Annotated in this window: 15 protein-coding genes; 10 read left to right on the forward strand and 5 right to left on the reverse strand. The window is 70.9% G+C overall.

Annotated features, from left to right (window positions below):
* The first annotated feature begins 92 nt into the window (after positions 1–92).
* From ACE3Q8_RS09160 to ACE3Q8_RS09180, 5 genes are read left to right on the forward strand one after another with little or no spacing between them, the layout of a single operon-like run.
* Positions 93–1,595, forward strand: coding sequence for a S10 family peptidase (locus tag ACE3Q8_RS09160; RefSeq protein WP_374469966.1), 1,503 nt, complete (start codon positions 93–95; stop codon positions 1,593–1,595).
* Positions 1,595–3,637, forward strand: a complete 2,043-nt coding sequence (locus tag ACE3Q8_RS09165; RefSeq protein WP_374469967.1) for an amidohydrolase family protein — start codon at positions 1,595–1,597, stop codon at positions 3,635–3,637. The genes ACE3Q8_RS09160 and ACE3Q8_RS09165 overlap by 1 nt, the downstream gene beginning before the upstream one ends.
* Before the next feature lie 4 nt (positions 3,638–3,641).
* Positions 3,642–5,141, forward strand: coding sequence for a hypothetical protein (locus ACE3Q8_RS09170; RefSeq protein WP_374469968.1), 1,500 nt, complete (start codon positions 3,642–3,644; stop codon positions 5,139–5,141).
* 5 nt (positions 5,142–5,146) lie between these two features.
* Positions 5,147–6,847, forward strand: a complete 1,701-nt coding sequence (locus ACE3Q8_RS09175) for a PDZ domain-containing protein (RefSeq protein WP_374469969.1) — start codon at positions 5,147–5,149, stop codon at positions 6,845–6,847.
* A gap of 13 nt (positions 6,848–6,860) precedes the next feature.
* The gene (locus tag ACE3Q8_RS09180; protein ID WP_374469970.1) at positions 6,861–8,174 is read left to right on the forward strand and encodes an APC family permease; all 1,314 of its coding nucleotides are present in this window, start codon (positions 6,861–6,863) and stop codon (positions 8,172–8,174) included.
* 2 nt (positions 8,175–8,176) lie between these two features.
* Here the strand turns inward: ACE3Q8_RS09180 and ald are convergent, their stop codons facing one another.
* Positions 8,177–9,262, reverse strand: a complete 1,086-nt coding sequence (gene ald, locus ACE3Q8_RS09185) for an alanine dehydrogenase (RefSeq protein WP_374469971.1) — start codon at positions 9,260–9,262, stop codon at positions 8,177–8,179.
* Between the two features lie 130 nt (positions 9,263–9,392).
* On the opposite strand from ald, the gene ACE3Q8_RS09190 reads away from it, so the two are divergent.
* Positions 9,393–9,851: an Lrp/AsnC family transcriptional regulator gene (locus ACE3Q8_RS09190; RefSeq protein ID WP_374469972.1), complete on the forward strand. Its 459-nt coding sequence runs from the start codon at positions 9,393–9,395 to the stop codon at positions 9,849–9,851.
* Positions 9,852–9,894: 43 nt separating this feature from the next.
* On the opposite strand, the gene ACE3Q8_RS09195 is transcribed toward ACE3Q8_RS09190, so the two are convergent.
* Positions 9,895–12,126, reverse strand: a complete 2,232-nt coding sequence (locus ACE3Q8_RS09195; protein WP_374469973.1) for a TonB-dependent receptor — start codon at positions 12,124–12,126, stop codon at positions 9,895–9,897.
* Between the two features lie 234 nt (positions 12,127–12,360).
* On the opposite strand from ACE3Q8_RS09195, the gene ACE3Q8_RS09200 reads away from it, so the two are divergent.
* Positions 12,361–13,911, forward strand: coding sequence for a N,N-dimethylformamidase beta subunit family domain-containing protein (locus tag ACE3Q8_RS09200; RefSeq protein ID WP_374469974.1), 1,551 nt, complete (start codon positions 12,361–12,363; stop codon positions 13,909–13,911).
* Between the two features lie 16 nt (positions 13,912–13,927).
* On the opposite strand, the gene ACE3Q8_RS09205 is transcribed toward ACE3Q8_RS09200, so the two are convergent.
* Positions 13,928–15,205, reverse strand: a complete 1,278-nt coding sequence (locus ACE3Q8_RS09205) for an aminotransferase class III-fold pyridoxal phosphate-dependent enzyme (RefSeq protein ID WP_374469975.1) — start codon at positions 15,203–15,205, stop codon at positions 13,928–13,930.
* An 81-nt stretch (positions 15,206–15,286) separates the two neighbouring features.
* Here ACE3Q8_RS09205 and ACE3Q8_RS09210 point away from each other — a divergent pair, with 81 nt between their 5' ends.
* The 3 genes from ACE3Q8_RS09210 to ACE3Q8_RS09220 are packed head-to-tail and all read left to right on the forward strand — an operon-like array spanning position 15,287 to position 18,038.
* Positions 15,287–16,231: a carbohydrate kinase family protein gene (locus tag ACE3Q8_RS09210; RefSeq protein WP_374469976.1), complete on the forward strand. Its 945-nt coding sequence runs from the start codon at positions 15,287–15,289 to the stop codon at positions 16,229–16,231.
* Positions 16,231–16,881 (forward strand): class II aldolase/adducin family protein, encoded by a 651-nt coding sequence (locus ACE3Q8_RS09215; protein ID WP_374469977.1) that lies wholly within the window; start codon positions 16,231–16,233, stop codon positions 16,879–16,881. The genes ACE3Q8_RS09210 and ACE3Q8_RS09215 overlap by 1 nt, the downstream gene beginning before the upstream one ends.
* A complete protein-coding gene (locus ACE3Q8_RS09220; protein WP_374469978.1) occupies positions 16,878–18,038 on the forward strand; it encodes an MFS transporter in 1,161 nt (386 codons plus the stop codon). Before ACE3Q8_RS09215 ends, ACE3Q8_RS09220 begins: the two co-directional genes overlap by 4 nt.
* On the opposite strand, the gene ACE3Q8_RS09225 is transcribed toward ACE3Q8_RS09220, so the two are convergent.
* Together ACE3Q8_RS09225 and ACE3Q8_RS09230 are read right to left on the reverse strand one after the other, a co-directional pair.
* Positions 18,035–18,712: a TetR/AcrR family transcriptional regulator gene (locus ACE3Q8_RS09225; protein ID WP_374469979.1), complete on the reverse strand. Its 678-nt coding sequence runs from the start codon at positions 18,710–18,712 to the stop codon at positions 18,035–18,037. The two genes, ACE3Q8_RS09220 and ACE3Q8_RS09225, sit on opposite strands and share 4 nt — an antisense overlap.
* A 101-nt stretch (positions 18,713–18,813) precedes the next feature.
* Positions 18,814–19,380 (reverse strand): putative glycolipid-binding domain-containing protein, encoded by a 567-nt coding sequence (locus ACE3Q8_RS09230; protein WP_374469980.1) that lies wholly within the window; start codon positions 19,378–19,380, stop codon positions 18,814–18,816.
* Positions 19,381–19,518 lie beyond the last annotated feature (138 nt).

Consider the following 19,518-nt stretch of genomic DNA (forward strand, 5'->3'; position numbering starts at 1 on the left):
GCACGGCGGGAGCCGCACTTCGAATAGAAATGCCAGCTCCGCCGGGTAGGATGATGCGTGCTCCGCGTGCTCCGCGGACGGGGGATCCATCTATGTCGCTAAGGTCCACGGCGCTTGCCGTTCTCGTGCTCCTGAGCCAGCCGGCGATGGCCGCCGGCCAGGCCGCGAGCGCGCCGGCCGAGGTGGCGGCGCGCCAGCCGCTGGTCGCCGAAACGCGGCATGCGGCACGCTTCAACGGCCAGGCGGTGGCGTACCGGGCGATCGTCGCGGAGACCTTCCTGAAGGATGCGGCGGGCCGGCCGCAGGCCTCGGTCGTCACCACCTCCTATGTCCGGACCGGCGTGAAGGACCCAGCCAGGCGTCCGGTCATGTTCGTGTTCAATGGCGGGCCCGGCGCCTCCACGACGCCACTGCACTTCGGCGCCTTCGGCCCGATGCGCAGGGTCGGCGAGGGCGCGGATCAGGTGCTGATCGACAATCCGGCGAGCCCGCTCGACGCGGTGGACCTGGTGTTCATCGATCCCGTCGGCACCGGCTACAGCCGGCCGTTCCCGGGCGTTGACGGCAAGAGCTTCTGGGGGCGCACCAGCGACGCGGCCTCGGTGGGCGCGGTGATCGCGCAATGGCTGCAGGTCCATGGCCGCCAGGCCTCGCCGCGCTACATCCTGGGCCAGAGCTACGGCACGACCCGGGCGGCGATGATCGCCCGGGACGCGGGCGCGCTGAAGCTCGACGGCGTGCTGCTGTTCGCCCTGGTGGGCAACGTCGAAGGGCGCGAGATGCCCTACGTCACCAGCCTGCCGACCTTCGCCACGGTCGCCTGGTGGCACAAGCGCGGCGACCACCGCGGCCGCACGGTCGAGCAGGTCTACGACGAGGCGGTCCGCTTCGCCCGCGCGGACTACGTGACGGCCCTGATCCAGGGCGCCAGCCTCCCGCCGGCCGAGAAGCAGGCGGTGGCCCGCAGGATGTCTGCGCTGACCGGCCTGCCGGTCGAGTTCATCCTGGCCAAGGACCTGCGGCTCTCGAACCAGGACTTCATGTTCGAGCTGCTCAAGGACCAGGGGCTCCGCACGGGACAGCTCGACGGCCGTGCGACGCGCCGCCTCGATGCGCCGGCCCAGCGGCCGCCCTACGATGACCCCGGTCTCTCGTTCTCGCTCGAGAAGGCGCCAGCCCCGCCGAGATCCGCTAGCCGTCGCGACGTGGCCGTGCCAGTCGGCAAGGGGGAATCCCGGGCGGTCGAGCTCTACTTCCGCAAGACGCTGAAGTTCGACAGCCCCGAGACCTACACCTCGCTCAACCTCGATGTGAACGCCGCCTGGGACTACGAGGACCGCAGCGACGCCAACCGTTTCCTCGGCGAGGCCATGCGCGCCAACCCGGGGATGCGGTTGTTCTGGGCCTCGGGCCTCTACGACATCAGCACGCCCGCCTACCGTGGGCGCTATGCGCTGGACCAGGCGGGCGTGCCCGCCGACCGGCTCACCGCCGCCCAGTTCCAGGGCGGCCACTCGGTGTTCACCGAGGAAGGCAATCGCGCAGCCCTGGCCGAGGCGGTGCGCAGGTTTGTTCGGCCGCAAGGGGAAGATTGATGGCGCGCGTCGTGTCTGGCCGCATCCTTGGACTGGTCTGCGCCACGGCGGCGCTGGCGCTCTCCGGGCAGGCGCTCGCCGCCACCGAGCGCTACACGGTTATCGCCAACGGCGAGAAGGTCGGCCACCTCACCGCGGAGGTCGAGGGTGCGAACGTCGCCATCGACTACGCGGTCAGCAACAACGGGCGTGGCCCGAAGGCCCGCGAACGGATCCAGCTCGGCGCCGACGGCCGCCCTCTGAAGTGGACCATCGAGGGCGCCTCGCTGTTCGGCAACCCGGTCAAGGAGCAGTTCGACTGGGCGCGCGGTCGCGCCACGTGGACGAGCGCGCCCGACAAGGGCGCCGTGAAGGCCGCCCAGCCGGTCTTCTACGTTCCCGCCGACGCCAGCCCGTGGATCCAGGGGCAGTTCGCCCGCGCCCTCATCAAGGCGCCGAACCGCACGCTGCCGGTGCTCCCGTCCGGCTCCATGCGGCTGGACGAGGTGCGCAAGGTCAGCCTTGGCGAGGGGGCCAGGGCCGTTTCGCTGACGGTCTACGAGCTGGGCGGCGTGGAGCTGCAGCCGTTCTTCGTGGTCCTCGACGACAAGGGCGAACTCTTCGCCCTGCCGGGCGACGGCCTGGTGCGCGAGGGCTACGAGGCCGAGTTCAAGACGCTGCAGAAGATGAGCCGCGAGCTCTCCCTGGAGAGCGCCAAGGCCGCCCGCAGCAAGCTCGCCCACACCTTCGACGGCCCGGTGCGCATCCGCAACGCGCGCATCTTCGATCCGCGGACCATGAAGGTCGGCGCGCCGTCGGAGGTCGTGATCTACGAGGACCGTATCGTCAGTATCGAGCCGCCCCGCAGCGGCCCGCCGGTCCGGGGCGAAACGGTGATCGACGCCGAGGGCGGCGTGCTCGTGCCCGGCCTCCACGACATGCATCACCACGTGTCGCTGTCGTCCAATCTGTTCAACCTGGCGGCCGGCGTCACGGCGGTCCGCGACCAGGGCAACGACAACGAGGAACTCCTGGCCCGGATCCGGATGCTGGAGGCCGGCGAGATCGCTGGCCCGCGCATCGTCCGCAATGGCTTCCTTGAGGGGCGCAGCCCGTATTCGGCCCGCAACGGCTTCATCGCCGACAGCCTCGAAGAGGCGCTGGACGACGTCCGCTGGTACGCCGACCACGGCTACTGGCAGATCAAGATCTACAACAGCTTCAACCCCGACTGGGTCGCGCCCGTGGCGGCCGAGGCCCACCGCTTGGGCCTGGGCGTCAGCGGCCACGTGCCGGCCTTCTCCTCGCCCGACCGGGTGATCCGCGACGGCTACAACGACATCGCGCATGTGAACCAGTTGATGCTGGGCTGGATGCTCACGCCCGACGAGGACACGCGCACGCCGCTCCGCCTGACCGGCATGGCCCGCGGCGCCGACCTCGATCTGAACTCTCCGAAGGTTCGGGCGACCGTCGCCCTCATGCGCGAGAAGGGCGTCAAACTGGACACCACGGCGGTGATCCTGGAGCGCCTGATGCTGAGCCGCTCGGGCCAGGTGAACGCGGGCGACAGGCCGTACCTCGACCACGTGCCCATCGGCTACCAGCGCTATCGCAAGCGCGGCTTCGTCACCCTGGAGCACCCGCACGACGACGAGCGCTACCAGGGCGGCTTCGAACGCGTGCTGGAGACCCTGAAGCTGCTCGACACCAGCGGCGTGCAGCTCCTGCCCGGCACCGATGACGGGACCGGCTTCACCCTCCATCGGGAGCTGGAACTCTACGTGAAGGCCGGCATCCCCGCCGGCAAGGCGCTCCGCCTCGCCACGCTCGACGCGGAGACCTACTTCGGCCGCGATCAGCAGCTCGGGACCATCGAGCGCGGCAAGCTGGCCGACTTCATCCTGGTGGCGGGCGATCCCGTGGCTGACATCTCCAAGATCCGCCAGGTCCGGATGACCGTGGTCGGGGGCGTCGTCTATTTCCCCGCCGAGATCTACGAGCACCTCAGCATCAAGCCGTTCGCGACCCCGCCGGCGGTCGCCCGGCCGGGCAAGGAGTGAGCTGATGGGGCGCGCCCTTTTGCTCGGGACCGGTCTGGCCGCGGTGGCCGCCGCTGCCCAGGCCCAGACCTTCGAATCGACGTTCAAGCCGATCCGCCAGGGCGACGAGGTCGCCGCCGTCGCGGTGAGGTCGGTGCTCACCGACGTCCCCGCTGACGCCGCGCCGTTCAGCCTGTCGGCGCCGGTGGTCTATGCCGGTGTGCCCGGGATCGCCGACCGCGTCCGGGACCTGGTGGTCACTGACTCCCAGGGGCAGGTGCCGCTGACCTCCTCGGACGATCCCGCCGCCCCCGGCGGCTTCCCCTACTTCCGTCATTGGAAACCGGCCCGCGCGGTGAGCTACCCCGTCACCATCAGCTATCGCTCGCTGGTCCAGCCGGCCGGCTCGCGCCAGGGTCCGCCGTTCGGGATCCGGCCATCGGGCGGGGGCGTGAGCGGCGCAGGCTCCGGCTTCCTGGTGATCCCGGAGCACGTCAAAGGCGGCGTCAGCCGGGTGACGTGGGACCTCAGCGACCTGCCCGCCGGCTCCACCGGCATCGCCTCGTTCGGCGAGGGAACAGCGGAGGTGAGCGGGCCGCCCGCGCGCCTGATGCAGGCCTGGTACATGGCCGGGCCGGTGGGCCGCTATCCCGCCCACGGCCAGGATCACGGCTTCAGCGCGGCGTGGCTGGGCTCCTCGCCGTTCGATCCCGGGACGGAGTCCGCCTGGTCGGCGAAGCTCTACACCTACATCGCCGACGAGCTGCGCTACCTGAAGCCGCCGCCGCCCTACCGGGTGTTCATGCGCTTCCTCGACACCCCACCGGTGGGCGGCGGCACGGCGCTGCCGAACTCGTTCATGCTCTCGCAGGCCTCGGCCCCGCGCGAGCCCGGCAGCATGGGTCCGCGCCGGACCCTGGCCCACGAGATGATGCACCAGTGGACGGGCGGCATCGACGCCCCGCAGGGCGTCTCGAGCTGGTTCAGCGAGGGCCTGAACACCTACCTCACCGCCGTCGTGCCCAAGCGCGGCGGGTTCGTCTCGGTGACGGACTATGCGGACGAGGTGAACGAGATCGCGAAAGGCTATTTCGGAGAGCCGGCGCGGACCTGGAGCGCCGAGCGGATCGCCCAGGCCGGCTTCGGGGACGAGGGCGTCCGCCACGTGCCGTACAACCGCGGCGCGCTCTACTTCGCGGACCTCGACGCCCGCATCCGTCAGAAATCCAAGGGCAAGCGCCGTCTGGAGGACGCGCTCCGGCCGCTGTTCATCGCCCGCGAGCAAGGGCAGCGCTTCGACCACGCCGCGTGGAAGGCCTTTGTGGTGCGCGAGCTCGGGCCGGGGGCCGACCGGGAGTTCGAGGCGCGCATCCTGCGGGGCGAGCTGTTCAAGCCGCACACGAACGCGTTCGGGCCTTGCTTCGAACTGAAGACCAGGACCTACGACCGGAAGGGCGAGGCGCTCGAGGGATACGCCTTCGTGCGCCGGCCGGGCGTCTCCGACGCCACCTGCAAGCGGTGGTGATCGCCATGCTCCGTCGCCTGGGCCGCGCCGTCCTGTCGCTTCTCGCCGTCGTCACGCTCACTGGGCCGGCCGCCGCCGCCGCGGCCGCGCCTGCGCCGCTCGAGCTGGTCCTGACGCCCAAGCCGCAGCAGGGCCGGCTGGCCGTGCGGATGACCCTGGCCGCCCCCGATCTCGCCCCCGGCGCCGGCCTCGTCCGGCTGCCGCTCACCCTGGTGGGCATCCCCAGCGCCCGCTACGACGGCGACGCGCTGCAGGCCCGCGACGACCTCGGGGGCCTTCCGCTGGTCCAGGCGGAGGAGCCGCCCACGCCCCAGGGCGTCTATCGCCGATGGAGCGTGACGCGGCCCACGAAAGGCGACGTCGTGGTGACCTACGAGGCGCCGCCGCGGGCGGTGACCGCCGCCACCAACAACGGGCCGCTGTTCGACCTGCGGCAGGAGGCGGGCGGCTTCGCCGGGGCGGGCGTCGGCTTCCTCGCGACGCCGGTCGCCGATGGGCCGTGGAAGGTCCGGCTGCGGTGGGACTTGTCGGCCTCGCCGCCGGGCTCCCGCGGCGCCTGGACCTATGGCGAGGGGCCGGTCGAGATCGTGCTGCCCTCCCAGGCCCTGTCGTTCAGCTACTATGCGGCCGGCCCGCTGAAGAGCCACCCGCCCGATCCGAAGGGGTTCAGCCTGTACTGGCTGGGAGAACCGCCCTTCGACGCGCCCGCGCTGGGCGCCCGCATCGAGAGCCTCTTCAAGCCGATGTCGGCCTTCTTCGGCGACGAGGGCGGGGCCTACCGGGTGTTCATGCGCCAGAACCCCTACAAGGGCATGGGCGGCAGCGCCTTGGGCCGCTCCTTCATGTTCGGCTACCACCCGCCGGCAAGGCCCGGCATCGACGACCTCCAGGGCCTGATCGCCCACGAGATGGCCCACAACTGGCCGCGCATGCAGGGCGAGCACGGTGAGACCGCCTGGTACAGCGAGGGGATGGCCGAGTACTATTCGGTGCTGCTGTCGCACCGCGCCGGCCTGCTGCCGCCGGACCGCCTGCTGAAGACGCTGAACGACAAGGCGGCGGCCTACTACTCGAACCCCTACCGAGACCTCAGCAACGTCGAAGGCGCGAAGCGCTTCTGGACCGATCCCATCGCCCAGACGATCCCCTACGGCCGAGGCTTCTTCTACCTGCTCAACACCGACGCGGCGATCCGCGAGGCGAGCGGCGGCCGCCGCAGCCTCGACGACGTCGCCAAGGCCATGCGGCGCCGCGACGTCGCCGGCCAGACCTATGGGCTCGCCGACTGGCTGGCGCTGGTCGGTGCGGAGATCGGCGTCGAGCGGGCCCGCCGCGACTACGAGCGCATGGCCGCCGGCGGGCTCCTGGTTCCGGCGCCCCGCTTCGCGCCGTGCTTCAAGGTGACCCCGCGCGCCAGCCGCGCCTTCGAGCTCGGCTTCGCCCGCGCCTCGCTCAATGACGATCGCGTCGTCCGCGGCCTCCAGCCCGGCTCGGCCGCGGCGGAAGCGGGGCTCCGTGAGGGTGATGTGCTCACCGAGGTCGGCGACATCGACGCGGTCCGGAAGGACGAGACGGCGCCCCTCCGCCTGGTCGTCGGTCGCGGCGGCGAGAGTCGAACGATCACCTACCTGCCCCGCGGGCCGGCGCGCGAGGGCTACGCCTTCGCCCGCGACCCGGCGGCGCCTGCCGAATCCTGCCAGTTCTGACGACGGAGACCGAATGACCGCCCAACTCCGCCACAGCGTACGCCTGATCGATCTCGTGATGCTGGGGGCGGGGACCGCCATCGGCGCGGCCATCTTCACGGTGCTGGGACCGGCGGCGAAGGTGGGCGGGTACGGCGTGCTGATCGCGACCGCGCTCGCAGCGCTGCCGATGGGCCTGTTCGCCCTGGTTTACGCCTACCTGGCCTCGACCGCGCCGCGGACAGCCGCCTCGTTCGAGTGGCAACGCCAGTTCACCAGCCCCACTCTGGCCTTCGCCATCGTCTGGATGCGGGTCCTTTCGAACGCCGTCGTCATGATCGTGCTGGCGCGGGTTCTGACCAACTACCTCTCGATGGTGCTGCCGCTTCCGGCGACGCCGACCATCCTCGGCTTCTTCGCCCTTGTGTTCGTCCTGAACTACGTCGGCGTGGCGGTGGCGGCCCGGGCCCAGACCGTCCTCATGATCCTGCTGCTGGGCGCCCTCGCCGTGTTCGTGTTCGCGGCGGCGCCCAGCTTTCAGCCGCGGCTGTTCGTGGAAGCTGCCGGCGATGGCCTGCTGCCGATCCTGGCCGCCCTGCCGCTGATGATCCAGCTCTTCCTGGGGATCGAAACCGCCACCGAGGTGGGGGAGGAGGTCGCCGACGCCAAGCGCGTGGTGCCGCTGGGCATGGCCGGCGCCCTGGCCCTCACCGTGGTCGTCTACCTGACGGTCACCTTCGCCGCCCTGAGCCTTCTTCCGCCCGAGGTGCTGGCCGCCAGCAAGGCTCCGCTCCTGGACGCGGCGAAGGTCGCCCTGGGCCCGGTTGCCACCCCCCTGATCGTCACCGCGGCCACCTTCGCGTTGGTGAAGTCCATGAACGCGGTCTTCCTGGTCTATTCGCGGTTCCTCTTCGCCATGGCCCGCGCCGAGGTCCTGCCGGCGCCCCTCGGGCGGATCCATCCGAAGTTCGGCACCCCGCATATCGCCACCATCGTGGCGTTCGTCGCGTGCCTGGCCGCGGTGTTCCTGCCGTCCAGCCTGCTGTTCCTGCTGCTCGCCGTGAACGTGCCCACCATGATGAAGTACATGGGCACCTGCCTGGCGGCCTGGAACGTCGCGCGGTCGCACCCGGAGGTCCACGCGGCGGCGCGCCTGCGGTTCCCGCGGTCGACGGTCATGTGGCTCTCCGGCCTTGGGGTCCTCGCGGCGGTGGTCATCGCACTGCTGGGCCTAGGCACGGACCCGAGGCCCTATGGCCTGCTGCTGGCGTGGCTGGCCATCGGCCTGGCCTGGTACGCCTGGCGCCGTCGCCGCAGCGCCGTCGCGGCCCAGACGTCCGAGGCCTGACCTCAGGCGCCCAGCGCCGCGGCCACCGCCGGATGGGCGATGCGGCCGGCCTTGACGTTCAGGCCGGCGGCGAAGCCGGGATCAGCCGCGAACGCGCCGTCGAGGCCCAGGTCCGCGAGCGCAAGGACGTAAGGGGCCGTGGCCGCCGAGAGCGCATAGGTGGAGGTGAGGGGCGCCGCCCCGGGCATGTTCGCCACGCAGTAGTGGACGACGCCGTCCACCACATAGATGGGATCCTGGTGGGTGGTCGGGCGCGAGGTCTCGAAGCAGCCGCCCTGGTCGATGGCCACGTCCACCAGCACCGAGCCCGGGCGCATCCTCGCCAGATCTTCCCGCAGGATCAGCTTGGGCGCCGCGGCGCCGGTGACCAGCACGCAGCCGATGATCAGGTCGGCGGTCGGCAGCAGGTCGAGCATCGCGCCTCGGGACGAGAGCACAGTGCGCACGCGGCCTTCGAACAGGGCGTCGAGCTCCGCCAGCCTGGCCGGCGAGATGTCGAGGATGGTGACATCGGCCCGCATGCCGAGCGCGATCTCGGCGGCGTTGAAGCCCGCCACCCCGCCGCCGAGGATCACGGCCCGGGCCGGCGGCACACCGGGGACGCCGCCCATCAGCAGGCCCCGTCCGCCGGCCGGCGCGAGTAGGTACTGGGCGCCCACCTGGGCCGCCATCCGGCCGGCGACCTGGCTCATCGGCGTGAGCAGCGGCAGGCCGTGGCGGGCGTCCATGATCGTCTCGTAGGCGATCGCCGTGGCGCCCGAGGCCATCAGCCCGCGAGCCTGCTCGGGATCGGGCGCGAGGTGCAGATAGGTGAAGAGCAGGTGGTGGGGGCGCAGCCGGGCGATCTCCACCGGCTGCGGCTCCTTCACCTTGACGATGATCTCGGCGGCTTCGAAGACGGCGGCCGCGTCCGCCAGGATCTCCGCGCCGGCGGCGGCGTAGGCCTCGTCGACCCGCCCGATCCCGGCCCCGGCGCCAGATTGCACGAAGACCTCGTGACCCCGGGCAGCGAGGGTTGCGACCAGCTCGGGCGTGAGCCCCACCCGCCGCTCGTCGGGCTTGATCTCCGTGACCGTTCCAATCCGCACCGCCGCCTCCGTTGTGATAGTGAAGACTATCGTTTTAAGGTTGGCAGGTCCTTGAGAAGTGGCGCGCGCGGGGCAGGCGATCTGCACGATCCTTGCTTGAGGCGGCTCAGAAGCGGGGGAAAGCTGCGAAGTGCTGGATGACGTCGACCGGACCTTGCTGATCGCCCTGCAGGCCAACGCCCGCGCCACCAACGCCGAGCTCGCGGAGCTCGCATGCCTGTCGGAGTCCGCCTGCTCCCGCCGGGTGCGGGCCCTGGAGCAGCGGGGCGTCATCGCCGGCTATGCGGCCCGGATCGATCCGCAGGCCGTGGGGCGCGGGCTGACGGTGTTCGTCTCGATCAGCCTGTCGAGCCAGTCGCAACCGGTGCTGGAGGCGTTCGAGACCGCCGTTCGCGGGGCTCCCGAGATCGTGGAGTGTCACCTGATGACCGGGGAGGCGGACTACCTGGTCCGCGTGGCCGTGGCCGACGTCGCCGACCTGGAGCGCTTCCACACCCACGTGCTGACGAAACTGCCCGGGGTAGCGCGGATCAGCTCGTCGATCAGCCTGCGGGCGGCGGTGTCGAGGCCCGGCGCGCCGATCCGCTAGCGGCGTCGCCGCCGGGAGCCTGCCCGACGGCGACGCCTGTCCGTTAGTATCGATAGCGCAGATAGGCCCCGAGGCTGCGCGGCCGGTTCAGGGTGACCAGATCGACCCCGAGGCTGTCGATGTTCGAGATCGCGACGGCGTAGGTCTCGTCGAACAGGTTGCGCGCGAAGACGCCGGCCTCCAGCTTGCCGCCGGGCGCCCGCCAGCCCGCCTGTGCGCCGAACACCCAGACCCCGTCCTGCGAGAGCCGTTCGGCGTTGGAGTTGTCGAAGTAGATCTTCGACGAGTAGGCGGCGTCCACGGTGGCCACCACGTCGCCGCCCCAGGCCAAGGGGCGGACGTAGTTGGCCGCGGCGTTGAAGGTCAACTTAGGCGACTGCGGGAGGCGGTTGCCGGTGAAGTCATCGCCTTCCGAGAAATACTCGCCGTACTTGGCGTCCAGCAGCGACAGGCCCGCGTCGACGCTCAGGTTCTGGCTGAGGCGGGCGGTGGCCTCGATCTCGGCGCCGTAGACCTCCGAGTTCGCGGCGTTGTCCAGCACCAGCACGGTCAGGCCGTTGCGGAGCGCCTGGGCGAAGACCTGCTGGTCCTTGTAGTCGTAGTAGAAGGCCGAGAGGTTGAGCCGCAGCCGGCGGTCGAACAGCTCCGACTTCAGTCCGACCTCATAGGCGTCGAGCTGCTCGTTGTCATAGGGGATGAGCTCCTCGGGCGTGGTCGCCAGACCGCCGAAGAAGCCGCCGCTTTTGAAGCCCCGGTTGTAGGTCGCATAGATGTTGAGGTCGTCGCTGACCTCGTAGCGCAGGCCCAGGCGGCCGGACCAGGCCGAGAAGGTCTTGTCCTGGTTGGAGGTGAGCAGGACGATCAGCCCGCCCTCCGCCTGGCTGCGGTAGTCGAAGGATTTGTCGTCGGCCGAGTAGCGCAGGCCGACCGTGCCCACGAGGCGCTCAGTGAGGCGATAGTCGGCCTGTCCGAACACCGCGTAGCTCTTGGTCTTCTGGGTGTAGGGATAGCTGAACGCCGCCACGCTGTCGGCGAGGCTGAAGCCGTCCGGGAACAGCGGGCGCAGGTCGCCGAGGACGTCCTGAGTGGAGGCGTCCTTCACCGTCTCGTCCATGTAGTAGCCGCCGAGCACCCAGTTGAGCGGGGCGTCGGGACCGCTGTTCGACTGCAGGCGAAGCTCCTGGGTGAACTGCCGCTGCCGGGCGAGATAGTTGATCTCGATCATCCGGTTCGGGCTGGAGTCGGTGTTCTCGAACGCGTTGCGATGCGCCCAGGAGTAGGCTGTCACGGAGACGAGGGAGATCGGGCCGAGATCCCAGGTCACCTGGGCCGAGGCGCCGAAGAGGTCGATCTTGTCCTTGCCCTCCTGGTTCGCCGCCGTGGCCCGGTCGTCGTTGTCCAGGTCGGCGTAGCCGAAGGCGTCGCCGCACTGGCCGGAGCCGTAGAAGCCTGGCGCGCAGAAGCCGTCGGGGCCGGCCGCAGCGGGCGTGAGCGGGAAGAGGGCGCGATGCTGCGGCTGGGTGGCGTCGCCGCGGTTGACGAAGCGGTTCACCTGGAACAGCGCCTCGACGTCCTCCCGTGGGGTGTAAAGCGCCGATAGGCGAACCGCCCAGTAGTCCGTGTCGTTGAGGTCGTTCCCGGTCACCCGGTTGTAGGTGTAGCCGTCGTCCTTCACGACCTGGCCCGCGGCGCGGACCGACAGCACGTCCTGGATCACCGGACCGCTCACAGCGCCGCTCAGATTGACCGCGTCGTAGGTTGCGTACTCGGCCGAGGCTTCGGCCGAGAAGGTGCGGGTCGGCCGCTTCGTGGCGACGTTGACCGCCCCGCCGTTGGTGTTGCGGCCATAGAGCGTGCCCTGCGGTCCGCGGAGGATCTCGATCTGGCCGATGTCGAAGAAGCCCGCCATCTGGGCCAGCGGCGAGCTGACGTAGACGCCGTCCACGTAGATGCCGACGCCGCTCGACGAATTGGGGTTGAAGTCGCTGAGGCCCACGCCGCGGATGAAGATCTTCGGGTTTGCGGCGGCGTCGCCGCTGCTGACCCGCAGGCCGGGCGCCAGGTTGTTGAGCCCGGTGACGTTGCTGACGCCTCGGTCGACCAGGGCGTCGCCCGACAGCGCGGTCACCGACACGGGGACGTCCTGCAGGTTCTCGCTGCGCTTCTGCGCCGTGACCACCACTTCCTCGACCGCGAACTCGCCGCCCTCCTGGGCCACGGCGGCCCCGGCGCTCAGCGCGAAGGCCGCGCAGCTCACAAGCAGTTTCGCTCTCATGGACATCCCCTTCCTGTCGTGTTTGCGACAACGGGTATACGATAGTAAAAGCTATGAAAAGCGATGTTCGTGGACCGCTCGTCTCTGCGCCGTGCGCGGGGAGCACGATTTTGCGGCGCCGGTCCGGAGCGGTGACGCGCGGCGGAGCAATACGCGGACCGCTGGGGCGCCGGAGACGCCCAGCTTGAGGACGAAGCAAACGCCCACGCTTGTGGGGTTCAGAGGGAGCCGACGATGCCTGCCTGCTACACCGATCGCCTCAGCGTCCGCCCGGGCGAGACATTCACGCTCCACGCGACCGCCGCGCAGGGCCCCTGCCGCCTGACCATCGCCCGCGTCGGGAGGGAGCGGACGGAGGTGCTGCGCCTGGACGGCGTGGCGGTGGGCGATCACCCGACGCCGCCGAACGCCGACCGGGACGGCTGCGGCTGGCCGGCCGCGCTCGAGGTGCAGGTCGGCGCCGACTGGGCCTCAGGGTACTACGACATCGTGCTCACCGATGCGGCCGGCGAGGAGACCCACCACTTCGTCTGCGTGAAGCCGCCGGCGGGCCAGCGCCGCGCCACCGCCCTTCTGGTCCTGGCGACCAACACCTACCAGTCCTACAACTACTGGGGCGGGGCGAACGCCTATTCGAACGTGACCGGCCTGATGAGCGGGGAGGTCCCCTTCGCCCAGGCGATGGGCGAGGCGATCGGGGTGCTGTCGACCCAGCGCCCGTTCCCGCCCCTGATCGTCGCCCCGCCCGCTGACGCCCCCAGGCTCGTGAACCTGCGCAAGCGTGGCTTCCGCGAGCGGCCGTGGGCCTCGGACCACGCGTGGATGGTGAAGCACCGGGCGTCGCCCTACGACGGGTCGGCCGGCTTCCTGCACAAGTGGGAGCACGTCTTCGTCGCTTGGGCGGAGGCGGAAGGCTACGTGCTGGACTACGCCACCGACTACGACCTGGAGGTCGAGCCCGACCTGCTGACCGGTTATGCGGCGGTGCTGTTCGTGGGCCACAGCGAGTACTGGTCGGCGGGCGAGCGCGAGCAGGTCGAACGCTTCGTCGACGAGGGCGGCAACGCCGCGATCCTCTCGGGCAACACCTGCTTCTGGAAGGTTCGCTGGGAGGACGAGGGCAGGACCTACGTCTGCCATAAGTGGAAGGGCTTCGAGGCCGAGGACGTGGCGCCGGCGCAGGCCACGCACCTGTGGTCCCACCCGGCCTTCGCCAAGCCGGAAGCGGAGATCACCGGCCTCAGCTTCGTCTTCGCCGGCTACCACCGGCTGGGCATGTGCGTCGCGCGAGGGCAGGGCGGCTTCACCGTCTACGACGACCGCCATTGGGCGCTGGAGGGGACGGACCTGTTCTACGGCGACCTCCTGGGCGCGGACCTGCCGCTGATCGGCTACGAGAGCGATGGCTGCCGCTTCCAGTTCGGCGACGATGGCCTGCCGCGGGCGATCCCGACGCTGGGCGTTCCCGAGAGCCTCGAGATCATCGGCATCGCGCCCTGCGCCTTCGGCGAGGAGGCGGGGCGCGGCTACAATCCGATCATCCCGCCCGAGAAGCTGGACGTGATCGCCGAAGTGATGTTCGGCGACGCCAGCCCCGAGGCCCAGCAGAAGGTGCTGCGGGGGCATGCGGTGCTGGCGAGCTTCCGGCGCGGCAAGGGGGAGGTGTTCAACAGCGGCACGACGGAATGGGCGCACGGCCTGGGCGCCGGCGACCCGTTCGTGCAAACCATCACCCACAACGTGCTGCGGCGCTTCGGTGTGAGTCGGCCGGGCGCGGACGGCTGAGGCGTGCGCGCCGGGCCTAGTGGTCGAGCATCTGGTTCATGAAGGCGAGCTTCTGGGGCGCCTCCAGCGGCCCGGCGGCCTTCAGCAGCTTGAACGCGTCGTCCGCCGCCTCGATGGCGAAGTCGATGTCGCCCTCGGTCATCGCGGCGCACATGAACATGTTGTGCCAGGGGTGGAAGTAGACGCCGCGCTTCATCAGCGCCTCGTTCCAGAAGTAGCCTTTGGCCAGCGTCGGATCGTCGTCGACCATGATCAGCGGCAGTTCGGCCGGGCCGGTCTGGCGCAGCGCCAGCCCGTGACGGGCGGCGCTCTCGTCCAGCCCGTCGCGCAGGCGCTGGCCGAGCGCGCGGGTGCGCTCCAGGTAGTCGGTGTCGCGGATGCGGGCCAGGGTCTTCAGCGCCGCCGCCATGGGCGCGGCCGAGAACCAGAAGGAGCCGGTGGCGTAGATGGTCGCCGCAGCCATCCGGCAGACGTCGGCGCCCAGCAGGGCCGAGATCGGGTGGCCGTTGGCGATCGCCTTGCCCCAGCTCGACAGGTCGGGCTTCACCCCGACCAGCGACCAGCTCGAGTCCCGCGCCAGCCGGAACCCGGCGCGCACGTCGTCCACGATCAGCAGCGCGCCGTGCTCGTCGCAGAGCTCGCGGGCGCGGCGGGCGTACTCCGGATCGGGCAACTCCTGGTCGACGAAGGTGTCGTGCTTGATGGGGGAGGCGAAGATCGCCGCCAGATCGTCGCCGGCCTCTCGCACCGCGGCCTCGAGGCTCTCGACGTCGTTGTAGTCGTAGAACACCTGGTTCGCCCGGTCTCCCGGAGCGACGCCCTTCTTCAGCGGCGTGCACCAGGGCGCAGCCCCGTGGTAGGCGCCCCGCGCCAGCACGATCGTATTCTTGCCGGTGTGGTTGCGGGCGATCATCAGCGCCATGGTCGTGGCGTCCGTGCCGTTCTTGCAGAACATCGCCCAGTCGGCGTGGCCGACCATGCCCACCATGGCCTCGGCGAGTTCGACCATGGCCTCGCCCGGACCGGTCATGGTGTCGCCCTGGCGCATCCGCTCGACGTAGGCGTCGTCGATCTCCCGGTCGCCGTAGCCGAACAGGTTGGGGCCGTAGCCGCAGAGGAAGTCGAGGTAGCGGTTGCCGTCCACGTCCCACAGGTAGGCGCCTTCCGCGCGGCGGAAGAACTGCGGATAGTCCTCCGGCAGCAGGAGCACGGACTGGTGCCCGTACATGCCCATGGGAATCACCGCCTGGGCGCGTTCGGTCAGCGCCTTGTTCATGCTGTTCGTCCAGCCCATGGGTGCCCCTGCAAAAAAGATAGTTTTGACTAGCTTATCGCTGCGCAGGTACAAATCAACCGGACTTCATCAGGGGGTGACATGGGCCAGGGGCTCCTCGCGATTGGGCTGACCACGCTGGACATGGTGGCCCGCCCCATCGACGCCCTGCCGGTGGGCGAGGGCACGCGGCTGGTGGATGGCATCGCCGTCGCCCCCGCCGGCACCGCGGCGGGCGCAGCCATGGTCGCCGCACGCCTGGGCGTGAAGACGCGGCTGGCCGGCGGAATCGGCGCCGACTTCATGGGGCGCGTCGTGCGCATGGGCCTGGAGGAGCAGGGGATCGACACCAGCCTCCTGGCGGTGCTGGACGGCTACCCCACTTCGGCCACCGTGCTCACCATCGACTCCCACGGCCGGCGGCCGAACTTCCACGCCCTAGGCGCGGGCCTCTTCGCGCCGACGGACGAGGCGGTGATCGCCGCCGCCGGCGACTGCCGCTTCCTGCACTACGCGGCCATCGGGGGGCCCGGCGCCGACGGCGGGCCGGGACTCGCCGTGGTGCAGGCCGCCAAGGCCGGCGGAGCCACCGTCACCTGCGACCTGATTTCGCCCCAGCCCAGCGCGCTCGCCGAGCTGGAGCGCCTGCTGCCGCACGTGGACTACTTCATGCCGAGCGTCAGCGAGGCCTTCGCCCTGTCGAAGACCGACAGCCTGGAGGCCGCCGCGAGCTTCTTCCTCGGCCTGGGCGCCGCAGCCGTGCTCATCAAGAATGGCGGCGCGGGGTCCTATGTCGCTCTCGGGAGCGAGCGCAATGCCCTGCCGGCCTACGACATCACCCCGCTGGACACCACGAGCTGCGGCGACTCCTACTGCGCAGGCTTCATCGCGGCGCTGGACAGGGGGCTCGCCCCCCTGGAGGCGGCGCGGTTCGCCACTGCGGTCGCCGCGCTGGTGGCCCAGGGGCTGGCCACGCTGGGTCGGCTGGAGAGCTACGAGGGGGTGCTGGAGGCGATGACGACCATGACCCTGAAGGACGCGGCCTGATGGTCTCGCCGGACGAAGCCAAGCTCAGGGTCCGGATCGTTGAGGTCATGCAGGCGATGGACGCCCGCGGCCTCAACCGCGGCACCTCCGGGAATGTCTCGGCCCGTTGCGGCGACGGCATGCTGGTGACGCCGAGCGGCGTTCCGCCCGAGCGCCTGACGCCGGAGTCGATCGTCCTGGTGGCGGCCGACGGCGGCGTGGTCGAGGGACAGTTGAAGCCGTCGAGCGAGTGGCGGATGCACATGCAGATCCTGCGCCGCCGCGCGGACGTGGGCGCGGTGGTCCACTGCCATTCGCGGCACGCGACAATCCTCGCCTGCGCCGGACGGCCGATCCCCGCCGTGCACTACATGGTCGGCGTCAGCGGCGGCGCGAGCGTGCCCGTTGCGCCCTATGCGACGTTCGGCTCGGAGGCGCTCGCCGACGCAGTGGTGGAGGCGCTGGACGGGCGCAACGCGGCCCTGATGGCCAACCACGGTCAGATCGCCGTGGCTCCCAGCCTGAACCATGCGCTGCTCATCGCGGAGGAGATCGAGGAGCAGGCGGCGGTCTACTGGGGCTGCCTGGCGATCGGCGGGCCGAACCTGCTCTCCGACGATCAGATGGCGGAGATCATGGTCCAGTTCCGCGCCTACGGGCAGAAGGCGTGAGCGCGCGGGCCGAGCCGCTGCGCACGCCGCAGCCGCTGAACCTGCCGGTCCTCTACATCGGCGTCGTCGCCCTGCTGATCGCCGGCCTGCAGCCGGTGGTGCTGGGCGGGTTGGTCGAGGCGGGGCGGCTCTCCGTCTCCGGCATCGGGCCGGCGGCCACGGTCGAGCTTCTCGCCCTCGGCCTCGCCTGCGGCGGCTCGGCCGCGCTCCTGCGTCCCACCGCCCTGCGGACGAAGCTGGCTCTCGCGGCCGTGGCCCATGCGCTGTGCAACCTCGCGACCCTCTGGGTTGCCGACGGGGCGCTGATCGGCGTGAGGGCGGCCACCGGCCTGTTCGCCGGGGTGATGCTCTGGTCGACGGTCGGCATGATCTCCCGGTCCGCGCGGCCGGAGCGGCAGGCAGGGGTGTTCGTCACCGTCCAGACCCTCGCGCAGCTCCTGCTGGCGGCGGTCCTGCCGCGCACGGTGATGGCGGCCTGGGGCGTCGACGGCGCGCTCGTGGCCCTGGCGGCGATCTCGGTGACGGCGGCCGGCGCGGCGCTCGGGGCGCCCCGCGGCTACGCCCCGCTGCCCAGGCCCGAGGGCCGCGGCGGCGGCTTCTCGCCGCTCGCCTGGGCAGGTCTGGCGGCGGTCTTCCTCTACATGGCCTTCATCGTGGCGATCTGGGTCTATCTCGAGCCGCTCGCGGCCGCCGCCGGATTGCCGCCGGCGCGGGCGCACGACGCCGTGGCCGCGGCGCTCGCCATGCAGGTTCTCGGCGGTCTCGTCGCGACGGTGGCCGGCGACCGTCTCCCGGCCGGCCCGGTGCTGATCGGCGCCGGCGTGATCAACCTTGGGCTGGTGGCGGCCCTGTCCGCGCATCCGGCGGGCCCGGCGTTCATCGGCCTGGTGGCGGTGTTCGGCTTCCTCTGGCTGTTCGTGCTGCCGTTCCACACCGTGCTGCTGATCGCGATCGATCCCAGCCGGCGCGCCGCCATGCAGCTCGGCGCGGCGCAACTCCTCGGCAGCAGCGCGGGGCCGCTCGCGGCCTCCTTGCTGGTGGGCGACACCGACGCCGGCGGCGCGATGAGGCTGGCCGCAGCCTGCCTTGTCCTGGCGCTCACCCTGATCGTCGGAGTGACGGCGGTGATGGCGCGCCGGACGGTGGTCCCGGCCTAGCGGGCTTTGGCGTAGCGGTCGGCCAGCCGCTGGTAGTGGAGGACCACCATCCAGCAGACGTCCTCGTTGATCCGCGCTTCGTCCTCGGCCGGCTCCTCGAGCACCATCTCGGTGGCGGCGTACATCATCTCGGTGGTCAGCGTGGCGGCGCGGAACAGCTCCGCCTCCGGCACGTGGGGATAGGTGGTGGTGAGCCGGGCGCTGATGTGCGCGGCGACCTTGTTCCGGGACTCGATGCGGATGTCGCGCAGCAGCGGCACGGCCCGCAGCGCCCGCATGATCCACACCCCGCCGGGGCTCCGCCGGGTGATCTCGTTCACCTGCTGCTGCAGGCGGGCATTCTTCTCGACCGTCTCCTGCAGGCTCGACGCCTGCAGGCCGCCGGCCTGGACCCAGGCGAACACCGCCTCGTCCTGCGCCTCCATGAGCCGGCGCGCCAGCTCGCTGAGGATCGCGTACTTGTTGGGGAAGTAGCGATAGAGCGCCGGCGGGGTCATCCCCGCGCGTTCGCACACGAGATTGGTCGAAAGCCGCTCGAACCCGACCTCGCCCAGCAGCTCCCCGGCCGTCGTCAGAACCGCCTCGAAGGTGTTGCGGGCGCGGCTCTGCGAGGGGATGGCGCGGGCGTCGAGCTCGACCGGAGGAGTTTCGGCGGTCGCGGCGCGCTTGGGCATCTCACCTCGTCGGAAACGTCGTCGGCGCCGGGGCGCCGGGCCGTCAAACTAGCCCATCCCCCGGAGCAGGTCACCACGAGCCGTGCGCGCGGCCAGCGCGCTCAGGTCGGCGCCACCCGCTCGAAGAGGTGCTCGTAGCGCAGGACGAGACCTTCGTCGTCCACCTCAAGGTCGGCCTCGAAGCCGGCCGAGTGGCCGAGGTCCACGTAGCGCAGGCGGCGGGCCCCGAGCCTGTCGTAGCGCTGGCGCGACCGGGCCACCGCCATGACCGCGGCGTCGACGTAGCAGGTCTCCAGCGTCACGCTCGCGCCAGGCGCTTCGGGCGTCCGCCGGATGGGAAAGGTGTTGCAGAAGGGCGTGATCGACAGGTCCGGCTCCTCCGCGCCGTCCAGATCCGGCCGCCGGGCCCCATCCACGAGCCAGCCGCCGCGCGTCCGCTCCACGCGCAAGGCCTGGCGTCCGGCGGCGCCCCACCGCTCCACCTCGAGCGTCAGCGCCCGCCAGTCCGGTGTCAGGGTCCAGCGATGGTCGATCCGGAAGCCGCCGTCCTCGGCGCAGAGGACGCTCGCCTCGGCGCGCACGCCCTCCGGCCCGACCTCCAGGCTCAGGCGCTCCAGGCCCGGGACATCCGTCCGCCGCCAGAACAGGATTTCCCTTCGCCTGGGCATCGTCGCCTCCTGGCGCCGGACTCTAGCGCAGAACCCGGCAAGTCCGCGCGCCTACCTGACCTTCACCGGACGGGCGAGGGGAGGTATGGCCAGGATGTCAGACTCTCGCCTCCGAGCCGCCGCCGAAGCTTCGGTCCC

Origin of the sequence: Phenylobacterium sp., from assembly GCF_041913825.1 — a bacterium.
In the GTDB taxonomy this organism is placed as follows: Bacteria; Pseudomonadota; Alphaproteobacteria; order Caulobacterales; family Caulobacteraceae; genus Phenylobacterium.

Excerpts from the sequence above, each read along its gene's own strand:
- ACE3Q8_RS09160 (WP_374469966.1), top strand. The coding sequence starts at position 93 with ATGTCGCTAAGGTCCACGGCGCTTGCCGTTCTCGTGCTCCTGAGCCAG.
- ACE3Q8_RS09165 (WP_374469967.1), top strand. The coding sequence starts at position 1,595 with ATGGCGCGCGTCGTGTCTGGCCGCATCCTTGGACTGGTCTGCGCCACG.
- ACE3Q8_RS09170 (WP_374469968.1), top strand. The coding sequence starts at position 3,642 with ATGGGGCGCGCCCTTTTGCTCGGGACCGGTCTGGCCGCGGTGGCCGCC.
- ACE3Q8_RS09175 (WP_374469969.1), top strand. The coding sequence starts at position 5,147 with ATGCTCCGTCGCCTGGGCCGCGCCGTCCTGTCGCTTCTCGCCGTCGTC.
- ACE3Q8_RS09180 (WP_374469970.1), top strand. The coding sequence starts at position 6,861 with ATGACCGCCCAACTCCGCCACAGCGTACGCCTGATCGATCTCGTGATG.
- ACE3Q8_RS09195 (WP_374469973.1), bottom strand. The coding sequence starts at position 12,126 with ATGAGAGCGAAACTGCTTGTGAGCTGCGCGGCCTTCGCGCTGAGCGCC.
- ACE3Q8_RS09200 (WP_374469974.1), top strand. The coding sequence starts at position 12,361 with ATGCCTGCCTGCTACACCGATCGCCTCAGCGTCCGCCCGGGCGAGACA.
- ACE3Q8_RS09205 (WP_374469975.1), bottom strand. The coding sequence starts at position 15,205 with ATGGGCTGGACGAACAGCATGAACAAGGCGCTGACCGAACGCGCCCAG.
- ACE3Q8_RS09210 (WP_374469976.1), top strand. The coding sequence starts at position 15,287 with ATGGGCCAGGGGCTCCTCGCGATTGGGCTGACCACGCTGGACATGGTG.
- ACE3Q8_RS09215 (WP_374469977.1), top strand. The coding sequence starts at position 16,231 with ATGGTCTCGCCGGACGAAGCCAAGCTCAGGGTCCGGATCGTTGAGGTC.
- ACE3Q8_RS09225 (WP_374469979.1), bottom strand. The coding sequence starts at position 18,712 with ATGCCCAAGCGCGCCGCGACCGCCGAAACTCCTCCGGTCGAGCTCGAC.
- ACE3Q8_RS09230 (WP_374469980.1), bottom strand. The coding sequence starts at position 19,380 with ATGCCCAGGCGAAGGGAAATCCTGTTCTGGCGGCGGACGGATGTCCCG.